Source organism: Ruegeria sp. AM4, assembly GCF_056540665.1.
Window position 1 is genome coordinate 92,529 of sequence record NZ_JBQFXD010000011.1, and the last position, 16,267, is coordinate 108,795.

The window sequence follows — 16,267 nt, forward strand, 5'->3', positions numbered from 1 at the left end:
GGTATTGATCCGAACAAGATTCAAGGCTTCCCGCCACGTGGCAGAGCGCGACACCGCCGTTCATCGGCTTGCCAACGGCGCTTCGTATAGTAGTGACTGCAATTCGGAAAAGCGCACGTTAGGGTCGGTTAGACCCAGAACGGCGTCTCTGACAGCAGCCGCACGGGCTTGTCCAATCGTCGGCGCTGAAAAACTCATGAACTTGTCGATGATCTCCTGTCGGCTCAGCGGTGCTTCGGGGCCACCACGAGCATGGATATCTCCACTCTCCAACACTCGCCCATCCACCGTTTCGATCGTGACATCCGCCCAACGCCCCTGCGGGAAACGTTGATTGTGGCGCGGTTCTTCGGCGACAGTGATGCGAGACATAAAATCGGCGACGACCGGGTCGGTCAGACCCGCGCCCGAGATATGCTCGACACCAATCCGACCGTGAACGGCAAAAGCGGAGACCGCGAAGGGCAGCGAATACTGAGCTTGCGATGTTGTCTTGGGTATCTCGGCAAAAAGACACGCAGCCTCATGAAAACTGTTGATATGCAGGCTCGCGATCTGATCGTGGGTGAGATCATGCTCAAGCATCAAATGGCGCGCGCCGTCTATGGCCGCATGCGCCCATCGGCAAATCGGATAGGGCTTCACATATTGATGCTTCATCTGCCAGAACGTGCCCAGATCGTCCCAGTGCGGCGCAGCGCGGTCAGCTTCCACTGTCAGCGCAGGTGCTCCGGTAAAGCCCTGCTCGGCCAGGATCGCGGCAGACAAACCCACCAGCGCACCCCAGCCCGACCCATCGTGCAACATGGTGGGGTTGGCAATTTCGCGCATCATCTGGCTGCGTGGCCCATGGTATTCTGCAATCCCGAACGCATGCCTTAACTGTTCGGGGCTTTGCCCCCGCAGACGCGCCGCCATCGCCGCAACCCCCAACGCATTCCACGCGCCGGAGGCATGATAGTCACTAACAGAGGCGTGCAGAGACAGCCCCGCGCGGCCCGCAACCTCATACCCCACGATGACGGCTGCCAGCGCGTCCGGCCCGTTCAGGCCCGGGCAGTTTTCCGCCAAGGCCGCCAGCGCAGGGATCACGACCACGCCGATATGGCCCTTGGTCGGATTGTAGCCGTCATGCGCGTCCAGATTGTCGGTCTGGGTCGCGGCTGCATAGGCCGCACCCGCCAGGCTGACACGGCGGCCGTCGAACAGCATCCGCGCGCTGTAATCGGGCGAGGTGCTGCCATAAAGCAATGCCGCCGTATCCCGAGCGATGACCCCAGCCTCCATCGGGCCTGCGCCGATCAGAACACCCATCGTGTCCAGCATCATCAATGCTGCAGCGTCCTTCGCCCTGGCAGGTATCTGATCCGCAGACGTCGCGAGGGTAAAATCTGCGATGCGGTCAAAAGCGTTGGTCATTTGGCCATCTCTGGCTCAGCCGACCGAGTGCCGCGCAGGCGATGCCCGGCCGGATCAAAGGGTGGATCGGACAGGATCACCGCGCTGTGTGGCTTGCCCAGAATGAAAACCTCAACCCTATCGCCCGGCCCGGCAACCTTGGGGTCGACATATCCGATCGCCAAAGACTGGTCGACGGAATACCCGTAAGCGCCAGAGGTCACGCGCCCAACCGGTTGGCCATCCGGTGTGAATATCGGCTCGCCACCCGAGGCGTCGGCGACGGTGGCCTCAACCGCAAGCATCGACAGAACCTCACGCGGTGCGCTGTCTTTGATCGCCAGGTAAGCGTCCTTGTGCAGGAAGTCCTTTTCCAGTTTGATCAGACGCTCCAGCGCAACCTCCTGCGGCCAGTATTCCTGCGAGTATTCGCGCCCCCAGGATCCATAGCCCTTTTCGATCCGCAAAGACCCCAGCGCGCGGCCACCGACGGGCCCACCGCTCAATGCGCGCGCAGCGTCCAAAAGCGCTTGATAGAGCCTGATCTGGTCGGATTCGGCGCAATGCAACTCCCACCCCAGATCGCCGGTAAAGCTGACGCGGATCGCCAGGCAAGCTACTCCAGCGACTTCGATCGTGGCCGATCGCATAAAACGGAACGCATCGTTCGACAGGTCCGCATTGGTTAACCGTTGCAACACGTCCCGAGATTTTGGGCCAGCCACATTGAACCCGGCGATGCGGTTGGTCGCGACCTCGAACGTCGTTCCTTCGGGCAGGTCCACCATGTTGAAGAACCGCTGATGATAGCGCTCTGCCATGCCCGAACCGATCATCATGTATTCATCTGCGGCGGTTTTAGTGATCGTGAAATCACCGGCCACGCCACCGCGCGCCGAGATTAACGGCGTCAGGCACGAGCGGCCAATTTCAGACGGAACCCGATTGGCGACCAAACGATCCAACCAGACCTGCGCCCCCGGGCCCTTGATGACGTAGTTGGCGAAATTCGAGATGTCGATGACGCCAACGGTATCGCGCAGCATCCGAACTTCGCGCCCAACCGGCTCCCACCAGTTCTGACGAGTAAAGCCGTTGGTTTCGACCTTTCCGGGCTGATCAGCGAACCATAGTGGGTGTTCCCACCCGCAGTTCAGACCAAAGACCGCGCCCATGTCCTTTTGCATCTGATAGGCTGGGCGCACACGGGCCGGACGCCCGGCGCTGCGTTCTTCGTTCGGGAAATGAATGGCAAAGCGATGCGTATAGACGTCTTCGACCCGCGCCTTGGTAAAGGCCTTGTCTGCCCAGTCGCCAAATCGTGCGAGATCCCAGGCGAACATGTCATACTGCGGCTCACCCTCGATCATCCATTGCGCCGACAACAGCCCCAGCCCGCCGGATTGAGAGAACCCGGGTATGATCCCGGTGCAACAGAAATAGTTCCTGAGTTCCGGCACCGGCCCCCAGATCGCGTTACTGTCCGGAGACCAGATCATCGGCCCGTTGATCACCCGTTTGACGCCTGCTGTGGCAGCGACCGGCACGCGTTCAGTGGCGCGGATGACGTTTTCCATGATCCGGTCCAGATCGTCGGGGAACAGGTCGTGGGCGAAATCCAGCGGCGTGCCGTTTTCGGCCCAGAACCGCATGTCTTTCTCGTAGGCCCCGATCAGCAGGCCGTTGCCTTCCTGCCGAAAGTAATACTCGCCGTCGCGGTCCGCAATCGAGGGCAGGCGTCGACCCAACGCTGCAACCTCGTCGATTGCCTCGGTGACGAAGTACTGATGCTCGGTCGGTTGCAGCGGCAGCTCTATTCCGGCCATCGCCGCGACCTCGCGCCCCCACAGCCCACCGGCGTTCACCACCCATTGTGTGTGAATCTCGCCCTTCTCGGTCCGGACGATCCACGAGCCATCAGGCTGTTGTTCAGTCCCTATTACAGGGCAAAACCGTTCAATCGTCGCGCCCATGGCGCGGGCGCCAGCGGCGTAGGCGTGGGTTACGCCTGACGGGTCGACATTGCCACCATCGGGTTCAAACATGATGCAACGGACGTCATCAAACTGTGCCAGCGGGTGCAGTTCTTTAGCCCGGTCACGGCTGACTTCATAGAAGTTCAGCCCATAGAACCTGGCTTTGGCCTCTTGCAGACGCAGCTGGTGCTCACGATCTTCGGTCTGAGCGAGGTACAGCGAGCCGGATTGAAACACGCCGCAGCCTTGCCCGGTTTCCTTCTCCAGTTCCTTGTACAGGTTCATCGTATAGTGCTGGATGCGGGTGATGTTGTTGTTGTCGTGCAGCCCATGGATGTTGGCCGCCGCATGCCAGGTGGATCCGCTGGTTAGTTCGTCGCGCTCCAGCAGCACCACATCGGTCCAGCCCAGTTTGGCCAGATGGTACAGGATCGAGCAGCCAACAAGCCCGCCTCCGATCACGACGGCCTGGGCGTGGGTTTTCATCGTCTCTCTCCAATGCGCAAATTCGGTGCCTCATCGAAGTCAGCCATAGGTCCGGGGTCGCTGATACTCCGTTCCCGACGCGAAATGTCGGTAACGGGTCGTGAAGTGCCGTTTCAGCCTTGCCCTGGCCAAAACATGCGCGGGATTCCGCGCCTTTGCCGCCTGCCCGCGCGGATGTGAATCGACGTGTATTGAAATGTGAGGCCGTGATTCTTTGATTATTCAGGAAAGCGCAGAAAAAGCGTTGCAAATAGGCGTCAAGCGACGGGACAGGCTGGGCAAAGACAGGTGCACCAAGCACCTCGGCCAGCAGAAATGTTGAAAAAGTTCCTAAAATGTTCTATATATGTTCTCAAGTGGAACGGAGGTTTTCGAGCTATGACCAACGCTGCCCGTCAAAGCTGGTTCGATGCGCCCAGCAACGATTACCACATGCTGCCGGTGACCGACCGACAGATGAGATATGCCCGCGCAATCGCCGAGAGGTCCGCAATGGAGATCCCGGTAGAGGCGCAGCGGGATCGCAAATCCCTGTCTGACTGGATTTCCGCGCATAAACCGCAGGATCCGTCGCCCTTTGCCAACTATCCGACCGGCAAGCAGGTCGCCTTTGCCGAGCGAATCTCGCGCAGCAAACGTCGCCCCATTCCGTCCGAGTGCTTTCGCGACAAACAGATGATGTCGCAATGGATCGACCGGAACAAATAGCGCCGGTCAGTGACCGTGGTTGCGTGAATACAGCGCGACTGCGGCGGCAACGAACATGCCCAGCAGAATGTAACCTGTCACCGCTTCGGCCACCGCCAGCCCACGGCACAGGCCCGTGGGGGCCATGTCGCCATATCCAACGGTCGTGAAGGTGACATAGGAAAAATACAGGATATCCGCAGGCCCGTTTGCTCCGATGACGCAAATATCGTTGTATCCGAACGCTCCATAGACGGCTGCGAACAAGAACGGCACGACCTGAATGAACGACACACCCATTAGGAACAAAAGACGCTTGGGGGACTTTACCTGCGTCATGTAGAACCACGACTGCGAGACAATCCAGATCACCAGGCCGACGGCAGCGAAGGTTCCGATCGTGTCCCCGGCGGTGGCTTCGCTCAGGCGTGACAGCCCGTACCAGGCCAGAAAGCTGGCGATTGCAAGACCCAACGCGGCATAGAGGGTCGATTTCCATTCATCCAGAGTTCTGGGTTCGCGCGACATGGGCACTCCGATTTCCTGCCTGAGAGAGATCATTCCGGCTCGGGCGCCCGCCTGCAAGCCCTGATGGAGGCAGGATCAGTTGGACCCCAGATGTTCAACACCCCTGCCGCGGGCCAAAAGAATCTGTTTCTGGCGTTCACGAAAGCGGGCTTTGTCCTGTTCCGAGGTTTCGTCGATGCAGCGATGGCACGAGACACCATGCTCGTATTCCGGGCGTTTCACGTCCTCGGGCAAGATCGGGCGGCGGCACCCGTGGCACAGTCGATGCGGTCCCTCGACGAGACCGTGACCGACCGACACGCGATTGTCGAAGACAAAGCACTCGCCTTGCCACGTGCTGTCTTCGGCGGGCATCTCTTCGAGATAGCGCAGGATACCACCTTTGAGGTGATAGACATCCTCGACCCCCTGCCCCAGCAGATAGTTGGTGGATTTCTCGCAGCGGATACCGCCGGTGCAGAACATGGCTACGCGTTTGTTGTGGAAACGGTCCTTGTTCTGTTCCCACCAATCGGGAAATTCGCGGAAACTGGCAGTTTCAGGGTCTACTGCGCCTTCAAACGTGCCAATCTCAACCTCGTAGTCGTTGCGGGTGTCGATCACAACCACGTCGTCCGCCCGGATCAGATCGTTCCAGTCCTGCGGTTCCACATAGTGCCCGACACTGGCGCGCGGATCGACATCGGGCTGGCCCATGGTGACGATTTCTTTTTTCAGGCGCACCTTCATCTTGCCGAAAGGCGGATGGTCCGAGGTCGCCTCTTTCCACTCCAGTTCGGCGCAACCGGGCAATGCCCTGATATGGGCAAGCACCGCATCAATACCGGCGCGCGGTCCGGCGATCGTGCCGTTGATGCCTTCCTGCGCCAGCAACAGCGTACCCTTGACCGAATTGGCACGGCAGATCTCTTGCAGCGCAGGGCGCAGGGCATCGGGGTCCGAGAACCGGGTAAAGTGATACAGGGCAGCGATTGTGTACATGCGCGCGATCTACTGCGCACGCGACAAAGACGCAAGAGACCGCATTGACGCCCTTCGCCGCGCCCCATACCGATAGGACATCCAAAGGAGGCCCCAATGACCCATGCGCTGCTTGTCATCGATGTCCAGAACGATTTCTGCCCCGGTGGTGCCCTGGCCGTCCCCGGAGGAGATGAGATCGTCGCCCCCATCAACGCGATGATGGACGAATTCGATGCGGTGATCCTGACGCAGGATTGGCACCCGGCGGGCCATTCTTCCTTTGCCAGCGCGCATCCGGGGCTGTCCCCCTTCGAGACAACCCAGACGCCTTATGGCCCGCAGGTTCTGTGGCCGGATCATTGCGTGCAAGGCAGCAACGGCGCAGCATTCCACCGCGATTTGCGCACCGATGGCGACCTGATCCTGCGCAAAGGGTTTCGGCGCGCCATCGACAGCTATTCGGCGTTTTTCGAAAACGACAAGACCACCCCGACCGGTCTGAAGGGCTATCTGGACACGCGCGGGATCACGGCACTTACGCTGGTCGGCCTCGCCACGGATTTTTGCGTCCACTACTCGGCCGTCGATGCCGCCGGGCTTGGGTTCGACGTCACTGTCAGGACCGCTGCCTGCCGCGCCATCGACATGGACGGGTCACTGGCAGCAGCCGAACAAGCGATGACAGCGGCGGGCGTCAAGCTGGACTGACGTTCAGGGCGTCGCACCCTGCTCGGCCAGAAATTTCAGCGTGACAAACAGAATGACCGCGAGCCCCAGCGCGAATCCAATCCGCCCGGGCACCGTTTGACGGTTCGGGCGGTTCGGATCCGCCGTCGGGCGTCGCACCAGCCTCTGGCGCGCGCGCACCTTGTTCGCCGCCCCACCCGGTTGCGCCGTCCTGACTTGATCCAGGAACTGCCAGAAATCAAATTCGCCGCAATACTCGCCCTGAACACCCATGTTCCGGATGTTCGAGAACAGCCGCCCCAGTATGCGATGGCGATCCGCCTCTTCATCCGAGGCGTAAAACCCATGCGCCAATCCGCTTTCCCCCGTTTCCAGACTAAAGCCGGACTCGGTGAAAATTCGCCGTATCTTTGGCGACGCTCCCCGCAGCGCATCTGCTGTCTTGATGTCCCGGAACTGCGCCCGCACCGCAGGCGCTCCGGTCACCGCTGTCATGGCATGCTCAGGATCAACCGCGTCCTGCGCGACCGCCACTATATCAAAGTCGTACTCCAGACCCATTCACCAATTTCAACCTTCTAACCATCCCCACCCCCTCACTAACGCGCGAGGAGTACACACATTTTGCCGGCATTGTGACGTGACCTTGTCATTGTCATCAGATCGGTGACTCTTGCCATTCAGCGCGCCGATTGATCTAACAGCGGAAATGGCAGGAGCGTCCCATGGTCGACATTGCAACGCGCGTCTACAATCACAAATGGAAGATCGACCCAATTGTAAGGTCTTTGATCGACACGGATTTCTACAAACTGCTGATGTGCCAGTCAGTGTTTCGAAATAAGCCCCAAACAGACGTCACCTTTTCCCTGATCAACCGGTCGAATCACGTTCCGTTGGCCCGTTTGATCGACGAAGGCGAGCTGCGCGAGCAGTTGGATCACATCCGGTCCCTCAGCCTCAGCCGGGGCGAAAGCACATGGTTGCGCGGCAATACTTTCTACGGAAAACGCCAGATGTTCCGGTCGGATTTCATGGAGTGGTTCGAGAATCTGCGTCTGCCGCCCTACCATCTGGAACGCAAGGGCGACCAGTACGAGCTGACATTCGAAGGCAAATGGCACGAAGTCATGTTGTGGGAAATTCCCGCCCTGGCGGTGCTGATGGAGCTGCGGTCGCGCGCGGTTCTGAATGACATGCGCCGGTTCGAATTGCAGGTGTTATACGCGCGCGCGATGACGCGGGTCTGGGAAAAGATCGAAAAGCTGCGCCACATAGACGGGCTGGGCATCGCGGATTTCGGTACGCGGCGGCGACATTCGTTTCTGTGGCAGGACTGGTGCGTTCAGGCAATGATCGAAGGGTTGGGCGAGTCCTTCACCGGCACGTCAAACTGCCTGATCGCGATGCGGCGCGAGGTTGAGGCAATCGGCACCAACGCCCACGAATTGCCCATGGTCTATTCCGCACTGGCCACCACGGATGAAGAATTGGCTCAGGCCCCCTACGACGTGCTCAGTGACTGGCACGAAGAACATGACGGAAATCTCAGGATCATTCTGCCCGACACCTACGGCACCAAAGGTTTTCTGGATCACGCGCCAAACTGGCTGGCAGGGTGGACCGGCATTCGCATCGACAGTGGCGATCCCGCCGCCGCGGCCGAGATAGCAATCGATTGGTGGAAAGCGCGCGGCGAGGACCCGAAACAGAAACGCGTCATCTTCTCGGACGGGTTGGACGTGGACAAGATCGGCGAGCTTCATACGCAATTCGCCACGCGGACCAATGTGTCATTCGGCTGGGGCACGTTGCTGACCAATGATTTCCGCAACCTGGTGCCCCAGGATGCGCTGGCCCCGTTCTCGTTGGTCTGCAAGGCTGTCTCGGCCAATGGTCGCCCAACGGTCAAACTGTCCGACAACCCGGAAAAGGCCATGGGCCCTGCCGATCAGATCGATCGCTACAAACGTGTCTTCGGCGTCGGTGCACAGAAGCCGATTGAAGTGATTGTCTGACGGTCAGCCGTGATAGGCCGCAACTGTTTTGAGTTGTGAAAAGCCGTAAAGGGCCTCGAACCCTTTTTCCCGGCCATGCCCGGATTTTCCGACCCCTCCAAATGGCAGCTCGACACCGCCACCAGCACCATAGTTGTTGATGAAAACCTGCCCGGAACGCAGCTGCTTGGCCAGGCGCATCTGGCGCGCGCCGTCGCTGGTCCAGATACTCGCGACCAGCCCATATTCGGTGCTATTGGCTATGGTTAGAGCCTGTTCTTCGGTTTCAAACGGGATCAGAACCTGCACCGGACCAAAGATCTCATCCCGCGCCAATGCATGATCCGATGGCACATCACAGAACAAAGTCGGTCGCACATAGGCCCCGTTAGGCGGCGCGTCTGATGCGATCTGACCCTGCGCCGCAATGGTCAGGTCCTGACCCTGTGCAAGAAACCCGCTGACAATCTGTTTCTGCCTGTCGGATATAAGCGGGCCAACCCGCAGGTCCTGCAAGGCCGGACCAACGGCCAATTGTGTGTAGGCATCCGCCATGCGCGCTTTGACCTGCTCATAGACCCCGTGCTGCACAAGAATGCGTGACGACGCTGAACAGGTCTGGCCTGCATTCTGAATACCCGCGTTGACCAGAAAGGGCAGCGCCGCGTCCAGATCGGCATCGTCAAACACAAGTTGCGGGGATTTTCCGCCCAACTCCAACGTGACGGGAACCACGTTGCGGCCCGCCGCTTGCTGTACCAACGCACCGGTGGCCACGGATCCAGTGAAGGATATGTGATCGACACCGGGATGCGCGGACAACGCCGCCCCGGCCTCGGCTCCAAGACCCGGCACCACGTTCAACGCGCCTGCGGGCAAACCCGCCTCGATTGCCAAATGCGCAAAGGCCAGCGCCGTCAGGCAGGCCTCTTCCGCCGGTTTCAAAACGCAAGCGTTGCCCATGGCCAATGCTGCCCCGACCGAGCGCCCAATGATCTGCATCGGGTAGTTCCACGGAACGATATGGCCGGTCACTCCATGCGGCTCGCGCAGAGTGTAAACCGTGTACCCGTCCAGATATGGGATGGTCTGGCCCATCACCTTGTCCGCTGCCCCGCCGTAGAATTCGCAATAGCGCGCCAGCGCCACCGCGTCAGCGCGCGCCTGCGTCAGTGGTTTGCCCACGTCCAGCGCCTCAAGCTGCGCAAGATCGTCGACACGATCCAGAACCAGTTGGCCAAGGCGGGTCAGGATACGACCACGTTCAAATGCCGGAACCTGGCCCCAATCTCCGTTTCGCGCGTTTTCAGCCGCACGCACGGCTGCATCAATATCCGGCGCATCGCCTCGCGCGATCTGACACAGCTCAGACCCATCTGACGGGTTGATGAGCGTCAACGTCTGCCCGGACGCCGCCGAATGCCATCTGCCTGCCGTCAGCATCAGGCTTGGATCGAACCAAAGAGATTGAGACATGATTTCCTCCGAACTAAGGCTCTAATATGGGGGATATCGCGATATCTGGCCGAATTGCCGGCAATTGCGGCGCTGCTGCGATCAGATCGCGCGTATAAGGATGTTGCGGATTGGTGAACACCTGTTCGGTCTCTCCGCGTTCAACGATCTTTCCTGCCTGCATCACCATGACCCGATCCGTAATCGTACGTACCACGCTCAGATCGTGGCTGATGAAAAGATAGGTCAAACCAAACGCGGCACACAGCTCTGCCAGCAGATCAAGGATCTGTGCTCGGACCGAAACATCAAGAGCCGAGACCGCCTCGTCAAAGATGACGAGCTCGGGCCGGATGATCAGGGCGCGGGCAATGGCGATGCGTTGCCGCTGACCGCCCGAGAATTCATGGATGTATTTACCCGCGTCATCCGGGCTCAAACCCACGGCGGTCAGCATTTCGGCTATGCGATCGCGCCGCTCAGTCCGCGTCGGAGGTGTGTCCAGTAAATGAAAGGGCTCGGTGATCAGTCGGTCAACCCGGTGGCGCGGATTGAAACTGCCGAACGGGTCTTGGAACACGACCTGCATCTTGCGTCGCACAGCCAAGTCGGGCCGATGGCCTGACAGGATCGGTTGACCGTCGAGCAGAATCTGACCGCCCTGAATGCGCTCTAGTCCCAATATGGCCCTTGTTAGGGTCGATTTTCCACAGCCGGACTCGCCGACAAGACCCATTCGTTCGCCCCGGTTCACGTCGAAACTAACCTGATCGACCGCCCGGTGATGGTCCGGACGCTCAAACAAACCGGTGCGCGGCAACCGATAGTCTCGAACCACATCCCGGACCTCGAGCAGCGCCCGAGGCGGCGGTGGTTTCGGAAGCGAAACCTGATGCCCGGATGCCTCAAACAGCATACGGGTATAGGGGTGCTGCATGTGGCGCAGCAGGTGTTGGGTTTGCCCGGCTTCAACCACCCGGCCATGCCGCATCACGACGATTTCATCCGCCATCTCCGCGACGACCGCCAAGTCATGGGTGATCATCAAAAGACCCATTCCGTATTCAGTGACTAGGCCCCGCAGTAGCGCGAGTATTTGCGCCTGCGTCGTGACGTCCAATGCTGTCGTCGGCTCGTCCGCGATCAACAATTTGGGCCGCAATGCGATTGCCATCGCAATCACCACACGTTGGCGCTGACCACCGGACAACTCGTGCGGATAGCGTGTCAGAGGAAACCGGTCCGGTGGCAGGCCAACACGGGTCAGAACCTCTTGCGCCCGATGGCGGGCTTGGGCGGGCGCCATCGCCTTGTGAATCAGGATGGTTTCGGCCACCTGATCGCCAATCGTTCGCACCGGGTTCAGGGCGGTCATAGGTTCCTGAAATACCATGCCCAGCGCCGCACCCCGAAGGGCACACATCTGCGGTTCCGTCCGCTCCAACAGCTCTTGCCCGTCCAGCCGGATCGATCCGCTGCATTCTGACCCATTGGGCAACAACTGCATGGCGGCCAGCGCAGTCATCGACTTGCCCGACCCGCTCTCGCCTGTGACTGCCACGATCTGGCCGGGCGCAATGGACAGGCTGACCCGGTCCAGTATTGGCTGGCCATGGATCGCCACCGAGAGGGTATCGATGTCCAGCAAGCTCATGCGCGAGCCACCCTGATCCGAGGGTCCAGCCAATCACGCAATCCGTCGCCCAGCAGGTTCAGGCCCAGCACCGTCACGATGATCGCCAGGCCCGGGATCAGAGCCAAATGCGGGGCAAAACTGACCATAGTCTGTGCATCCGCCAGCATTCGCCCCCAACTGGGCGTCGGCGGTTGCGCCCCCAGACCCACATAGCTCAGCCCCGCTTCGGCCAGAATACCCAGCGAGAACTGGATGGTGCCCTGAACGATCAGCAGATTGGCGACATTGGGCAGGATATGTTCGACTGATATCCGCGCAGCCCCCTTGCCCGAGACACGGGCAGCGAGGATGAACTCACGCTCCCACAGGGACAGGGCGGCGCCCCGCGTGATGCGAGCGAAGACCGGGATGTTGAAGATGCCAATGGCGATGATGGCGTTGACCGCGCCAGCTCCGAATACGGCGGTGATCAGTATGGCAATCACCAGCGAGGGGAAGGCAAAGACAAGATCGTTGCCGCGCATGATCACTTCGTCCAGCCACGACCCTTTGCGCGCTGCCGCGGTCAGACCCAGTGGCACGCCCAGCGCCATGCCGATCCCGACAGCCACAAGCGCGACGGCGATGGATGTCCGCGCGCCGACCATGATCATCGAAAACATATCGCGCCCGAAATGGTCGGTGCCGAACCAATTCAGCGCGTTGGGCGTTCGCAACTTGTCGGGAATGCTGAGAGCGGCGTGGTCATAGGGTGTCCAGACGAACGAGATCAGCGCCGCCAGCAACACAAGGGACGACAACGCAGCGCCGAGGATCAGATTGCGCGTCATGTCCGATCCCTCAGCCTTGGGTCAACTGCCGCATAGGCCAGATCGACCAGAAAGTTGACCGTGATGACAGCAAAGACCAACAGCATCACCACCGACTCGACCACGATCAGATCGCGCGCGGAAATGGCCTGAAACACCAGCCGCCCAAGACCCGGCAGGTAAAACACCTGTTCGATGATGATCGACCCTGCCAGTAGGAAGGAAAATTGCAGCCCGATGATGGTTAGTACGGGGATCAGCGCATTGCGAACCCCGTGCCGCCACAGCGCCTGACGCGGGCTGAGCCCTTTGGCGCGGGCGGTGCGCATGAAGTCCTCGCCCAGAATGTCCAGCAACGAAGACCGCATGACTCGCGCCAGGATGGCGGCTTGCGGCAGCGCCAGCGCAATTGCTGGCAGGGTCAACGACTTGAGCCCGGCCCAAAGCCCGCTGTCCCAGCCCGCAAACCCGCCCGCATTGAACCAGCGCAGGTTGATGGCGAAGATCAGCACCAGCATCATGGCGAACCAGAAATTTGGCACCGCGATGCCCAGTTGCGTTGCCCCCATCACCGCCAGATCACCCGGTTTTCCGCGACGCGCGGCGGCATAGATCCCGGCGGGAAAGGCGATCAGCGTCGACAGGATCAACGCATAGAGCGCCAGCGGCAGCGAAACCCACAACCGGTCTGCGATCATCTGCGACACTGGTGTACGATAGGTATAAGAGGTCCCGAAATCCCCGCGCAGCATCCCCCCGACCCAGTTGGCGTATCGCTGAACCTTTGGAACATCGAGACCAAGTTCCGCCCGCAGCGCTGCCAGCGTGTCAGGCTGCGCGTTCACGCCCAGCATGAACGAAGCCGTGTCGCCCGGCGCGATCTCGATCACCGCAAAGATGACAACCGATGCCACAGCAAGACTGAGGATCAGCGACATCAGGCGTTTGAGAATGTAGCGCAGCATCGTCAACACGTTAGGGGCGCAGTTACGCCCGGTCCAGCACCTAACGGTATTTGCGCCGCTCGGCCTGAATCAAATTGTCCGCGCAGCTTGAGATCTCGGCGAACCCTGCTGTGTCCGCCAGCCAGTTCTGGTTGGCCTCATCCCGCGCCAGAGTCGCGCGACGCAGGACCATCAATCGGGCACGAGGGCTGTTCAGAAATTGGTCCTGCGGGATCACCGACTCGAGCGGACTGTCATAGCGGATGGCCTCAAAGTACCCTCCTGACGCCGCCAGAAAAGCAAAAGCACAGGCCCGGGCCTGTGATGAGCACTGCGTTGTACATAGATCAGCAATAGGTTTCGCGGAAGGCGCTGACATCAGCCAGTCTTCGACCGCGCCACGCCAGGCGTTCTCGGGCGATATGTCCCCAAAACCCAACCCCAACGCCAGCGTGCCAGCCATGCCCAGCGCGTCGGACTGCGTCGCGTCGACCGGCGCAGTTTGGATGTGGCGCAGCACCGCCATGCCGTCGCCACGATGCTCAGAAGGTCCAGATAAATAGGTCAGGTAAGGCAGCAGTTCCTGCATCACCGACTCGTCTGCCGAAAGTTCGTCGCGCAATTCCTGACTGCCATAAAGTGCGACAATCCGAGTGGGGCGATCCGTCGCCTGATGCTCACCCAACTGGTTCAACCGGTCAATCAGTCCAAGGTCTGGCTCTGCCCCCTTGGCCTGCATCAGAGCCTGAGCCAAAGGGTTCCCGGCCTGTGCTTCGACAAATAGCCATGACCGACCGAATGTGCTGAGATCCTTGTATCGGAACAGATCATGCGCGTCCACCCGGTCCAGCGATTGCCGGAACGGCGAGGGTCCGAGATCGGACGTCTCGATGCGGGCCAGCAACAGACGCGCATCGGAATCACCTTCGTTCGCAAGATCAGCCAGCAACTGCAGGCTTTCTGCGTCATCGCCCTGCAACCAAAGGTCGACGGCAGACTGCAAGCGCGAATTGGCCTGAGCCGCCGGGGCACAGACACATCCGATTGCCATGGCCAAAGCCCCGATTAGCCTTTTTAGCATCCGTCCCCACTTTGTTGCGTCGATGCGCCGTGCCTATTCGCTCCAGCGGATCGCAGTCAAATCGATTGCAGCCGTTGGCGCGTTTTCCCACAGGCCCTCAACACCAGCCTTCGCCACGCCCAGCTTGGCCAACTGAAACAGATAGCCGTTGACATAGTCGTTCGCGATCAGCCGCTGCGCTTCTCCCAGCAGTCTGGTGCGTTCTTCAGGATCGGTGGTTTCGTCCAGAGTATCCATCAATGCCTGGAAGTCCGTGCTGTCATACTGAAAGTAATAGTCGGGGCGCGCGTAGATGCCGATATCCATCGGCTCGGTATGGCTGACGATCGTCAGGCCAAAATTCTTGCCCTTGAAGACCGATTCCAGCCACTGGGCCCATTCGACGTTGATAATCTCGGCCTTGATCCCGATCTCGGCCAACTGAGCGGCGACGATCTCGCCACCGCGCCTTGCATAGGATGGCGGCGGCAGATGCAGCGTCGTTTCGAACCCGTCGGGATAACCCGCTTCGGCGAGCAAGGCCTTGGCTTTATCGGGGTCATAAGCGGCTACGCCGGTCAGATCGACATAGGCCGGATTGTGAGGTGCAAAATGGCTGCCGATCGGAGTTCCATAACCGAACATTGCCCCATCAATGATGGCCTGCCGGTCGATTGCATGAGCCAGCGCCTGCCGGACCAGAATATCGTCGAACGGAGCCTGCTTGTTATTGGTCGACAGGATCGTTTCGCCTTCGGTCGACCCAACCAGAATCTGAAATCGGGGATCTGCATCGAACTGAGGCAGATTCTCGGGCGCCGGGTAGTTGTCGAATGCGTCCAGGTCCTCGGCCATCATCGCAGCAAACGCCGCTGTGGGATCCGAGATGAACTTGAACGTAGCCGTCTCTAACGCGGGCTGATCGCCCCAATAGTTGGGGTTGCGATTCAGGGTGATGCTGTCGCCCTGTACCCAGTTGCCAAAGGTGAATGCGCCTGTTCCCACCGGGTTGGTCTTGATGGTCTCGATGCTTTCGGGCGCAACGATGACCGCATCGCCCCAGGCCAGATTGAACAGAAAGTTCCCGTTGGGCTCTTTCAGGGTAATCTTCACCGTCAGCGGATCGACAACCTCGACGCTTTCGATCCCTGCAAACAGGGCCTTCTGCGCGTTTGCGCTGTCATCGGCCGTAGCGCGGTCCAGGCTGAACTTGACGTCTTCGGCATCCATCGTCGTGCCGTCGTGAAAGGTAACGCCGTCGTGCAGCTTGAAGGTATAAACTGTACCGTCGCCGGAAATCTCCCAACTTTCCGCGAGGGCTGGTACAATTGATCCATCGCCCTCAAAGCGGGTCAGACCTTCGAAGATATTGTTGTAGGTCACCGAATCGATGATCTGCGCAGCGGCACTGGTCGGGTCGAGATGCGGCGGTTCAAGCTGAACGCCGATGGTAATGTCAGATTTCGCCAGTGCCTGAGACGCAACCAGGCTGACCCCAAGGGCCGCCGCAGTTACGAAGGGCCGAAACAGTTGCTGTGTCATTGAAATCTCTCCCCATTGGAAAACGTTCCACGCGTGGTTCAACGGTCGTACAGCTGCCAATGTCCCTTTAAACCTCAGGTCAATCAAGGAAATGTTCGC

Annotated in this window: 14 protein-coding genes; 3 read left to right on the forward strand and 11 right to left on the reverse strand. The window is 59.9% G+C overall.

Translation table 11 applies throughout. From position 1 onward, the window contains the following. Positions 1-60: 60 nt before the first annotated feature. A complete protein-coding gene (locus ACR0JA_RS18110) occupies positions 61-1,419 on the reverse strand; it encodes an MmgE/PrpD family protein (RefSeq protein ID WP_480578113.1) in 1,359 nt (452 codons plus the stop codon). Further along, on the reverse strand, positions 1,416-3,860 hold the full coding sequence (locus ACR0JA_RS18115) for a GcvT family protein (protein ID WP_480578116.1): 2,445 nt from the start codon (positions 3,858-3,860) through the stop codon (positions 1,416-1,418). Before ACR0JA_RS18115 ends, ACR0JA_RS18110 begins: the two co-directional genes overlap by 4 nt. Before the next feature lie 378 nt (positions 3,861-4,238). On the opposite strand from ACR0JA_RS18115, the gene ACR0JA_RS18120 reads away from it, so the two are divergent. Next, on the forward strand, positions 4,239-4,568 hold the full coding sequence (locus tag ACR0JA_RS18120; RefSeq protein WP_480578119.1) for a hypothetical protein: 330 nt from the start codon (positions 4,239-4,241) through the stop codon (positions 4,566-4,568). A gap of 6 nt (positions 4,569-4,574) precedes the next feature. Here the strand turns inward: ACR0JA_RS18120 and ACR0JA_RS18125 are convergent, their stop codons facing one another. Then, positions 4,575-5,075 carry an ion channel gene (locus tag ACR0JA_RS18125; protein WP_480578122.1) on the reverse strand — a complete coding sequence of 167 codons (501 nt, stop codon included), beginning with the start codon at positions 5,073-5,075 and terminating at the stop codon, positions 4,575-4,577. Between the two features lie 75 nt (positions 5,076-5,150). After that, a complete protein-coding gene (trhO, locus tag ACR0JA_RS18130) occupies positions 5,151-6,056 on the reverse strand; it encodes an oxygen-dependent tRNA uridine(34) hydroxylase TrhO (protein WP_480578125.1) in 906 nt (301 codons plus the stop codon). A gap of 96 nt (positions 6,057-6,152) precedes the next feature. On the opposite strand from trhO, the gene pncA reads away from it, so the two are divergent. Continuing rightward, positions 6,153-6,746 carry a bifunctional nicotinamidase/pyrazinamidase gene (pncA, locus tag ACR0JA_RS18135; protein ID WP_480578128.1) on the forward strand — a complete coding sequence of 198 codons (594 nt, stop codon included), beginning with the start codon at positions 6,153-6,155 and terminating at the stop codon, positions 6,744-6,746. Positions 6,747-6,749: 3 nt separating this feature from the next. On the opposite strand, the gene ACR0JA_RS18140 is transcribed toward pncA, so the two are convergent. Next, the gene (locus ACR0JA_RS18140) at positions 6,750-7,286 is read right to left on the reverse strand and encodes a hypothetical protein (RefSeq protein WP_480578131.1); all 537 of its coding nucleotides are present in this window, start codon (positions 7,284-7,286) and stop codon (positions 6,750-6,752) included. A 164-nt stretch (positions 7,287-7,450) separates the two neighbouring features. Between ACR0JA_RS18140 and pncB the strand changes: the two genes are divergently transcribed. Continuing rightward, the gene (gene pncB / locus ACR0JA_RS18145; RefSeq protein WP_480578134.1) at positions 7,451-8,743 is read left to right on the forward strand and encodes a nicotinate phosphoribosyltransferase; all 1,293 of its coding nucleotides are present in this window, start codon (positions 7,451-7,453) and stop codon (positions 8,741-8,743) included. A 3-nt stretch (positions 8,744-8,746) separates the two neighbouring features. Here the strand turns inward: pncB and ACR0JA_RS18150 are convergent, their stop codons facing one another. Genes ACR0JA_RS18150 through ACR0JA_RS18175 form a run of 6 tightly spaced genes read right to left on the reverse strand, consistent with a single transcriptional unit; the run spans position 8,747 to position 16,168 of the window. Then, entirely contained in the window at positions 8,747-10,198 is a 1,452-nt protein-coding gene (locus ACR0JA_RS18150; protein WP_480578137.1) for an aldehyde dehydrogenase family protein, read from the reverse strand. A gap of 13 nt (positions 10,199-10,211) precedes the next feature. Beyond that, entirely contained in the window at positions 10,212-11,831 is a 1,620-nt protein-coding gene (locus ACR0JA_RS18155) for an ABC transporter ATP-binding protein (RefSeq protein WP_480578140.1), read from the reverse strand. Continuing rightward, on the reverse strand, positions 11,828-12,643 hold the full coding sequence (locus tag ACR0JA_RS18160) for an ABC transporter permease (protein WP_480578143.1): 816 nt from the start codon (positions 12,641-12,643) through the stop codon (positions 11,828-11,830). The genes ACR0JA_RS18155 and ACR0JA_RS18160 overlap by 4 nt, the downstream gene beginning before the upstream one ends. Beyond that, a complete protein-coding gene (locus ACR0JA_RS18165) occupies positions 12,640-13,587 on the reverse strand; it encodes an ABC transporter permease (RefSeq protein WP_480578146.1) in 948 nt (315 codons plus the stop codon). Before ACR0JA_RS18165 ends, ACR0JA_RS18160 begins: the two co-directional genes overlap by 4 nt. A gap of 40 nt (positions 13,588-13,627) precedes the next feature. Next, entirely contained in the window at positions 13,628-14,647 is a 1,020-nt protein-coding gene (locus ACR0JA_RS18170) for a hypothetical protein (RefSeq protein WP_480578149.1), read from the reverse strand. A 33-nt stretch (positions 14,648-14,680) separates the two neighbouring features. Then, entirely contained in the window at positions 14,681-16,168 is a 1,488-nt protein-coding gene (locus ACR0JA_RS18175) for an ABC transporter substrate-binding protein (RefSeq protein WP_480578152.1), read from the reverse strand. Positions 16,169-16,267 lie beyond the last annotated feature (99 nt).

Bases quoted from the DNA above. Each gene is read 5' to 3' on its own strand.
- ACR0JA_RS18110 (WP_480578113.1), bottom strand. From the start codon at position 1,419: ATGACCAACGCTTTTGACCGCATCGCAGATTTTACCCTCGCGACGTCT.
- ACR0JA_RS18115 (WP_480578116.1), bottom strand. From the start codon at position 3,860: ATGAAAACCCACGCCCAGGCCGTCGTGATCGGAGGCGGGCTTGTTGGC.
- ACR0JA_RS18120 (WP_480578119.1), top strand. From the start codon at position 4,239: ATGACCAACGCTGCCCGTCAAAGCTGGTTCGATGCGCCCAGCAACGAT.
- ACR0JA_RS18125 (WP_480578122.1), bottom strand. From the start codon at position 5,075: ATGTCGCGCGAACCCAGAACTCTGGATGAATGGAAATCGACCCTCTAT.
- trhO (WP_480578125.1), bottom strand. From the start codon at position 6,056: ATGTACACAATCGCTGCCCTGTATCACTTTACCCGGTTCTCGGACCCC.
- pncA (WP_480578128.1), top strand. From the start codon at position 6,153: ATGACCCATGCGCTGCTTGTCATCGATGTCCAGAACGATTTCTGCCCC.
- ACR0JA_RS18140 (WP_480578131.1), bottom strand. From the start codon at position 7,286: ATGGGTCTGGAGTACGACTTTGATATAGTGGCGGTCGCGCAGGACGCG.
- pncB (WP_480578134.1), top strand. From the start codon at position 7,451: ATGGTCGACATTGCAACGCGCGTCTACAATCACAAATGGAAGATCGAC.
- ACR0JA_RS18150 (WP_480578137.1), bottom strand. From the start codon at position 10,198: ATGTCTCAATCTCTTTGGTTCGATCCAAGCCTGATGCTGACGGCAGGC.
- ACR0JA_RS18155 (WP_480578140.1), bottom strand. From the start codon at position 11,831: ATGAGCTTGCTGGACATCGATACCCTCTCGGTGGCGATCCATGGCCAG.
- ACR0JA_RS18160 (WP_480578143.1), bottom strand. From the start codon at position 12,643: ATGACGCGCAATCTGATCCTCGGCGCTGCGTTGTCGTCCCTTGTGTTG.
- ACR0JA_RS18165 (WP_480578146.1), bottom strand. From the start codon at position 13,587: ATGCTGCGCTACATTCTCAAACGCCTGATGTCGCTGATCCTCAGTCTT.
- ACR0JA_RS18170 (WP_480578149.1), bottom strand. From the start codon at position 14,647: ATGCTAAAAAGGCTAATCGGGGCTTTGGCCATGGCAATCGGATGTGTC.
- ACR0JA_RS18175 (WP_480578152.1), bottom strand. From the start codon at position 16,168: ATGACACAGCAACTGTTTCGGCCCTTCGTAACTGCGGCGGCCCTTGGG.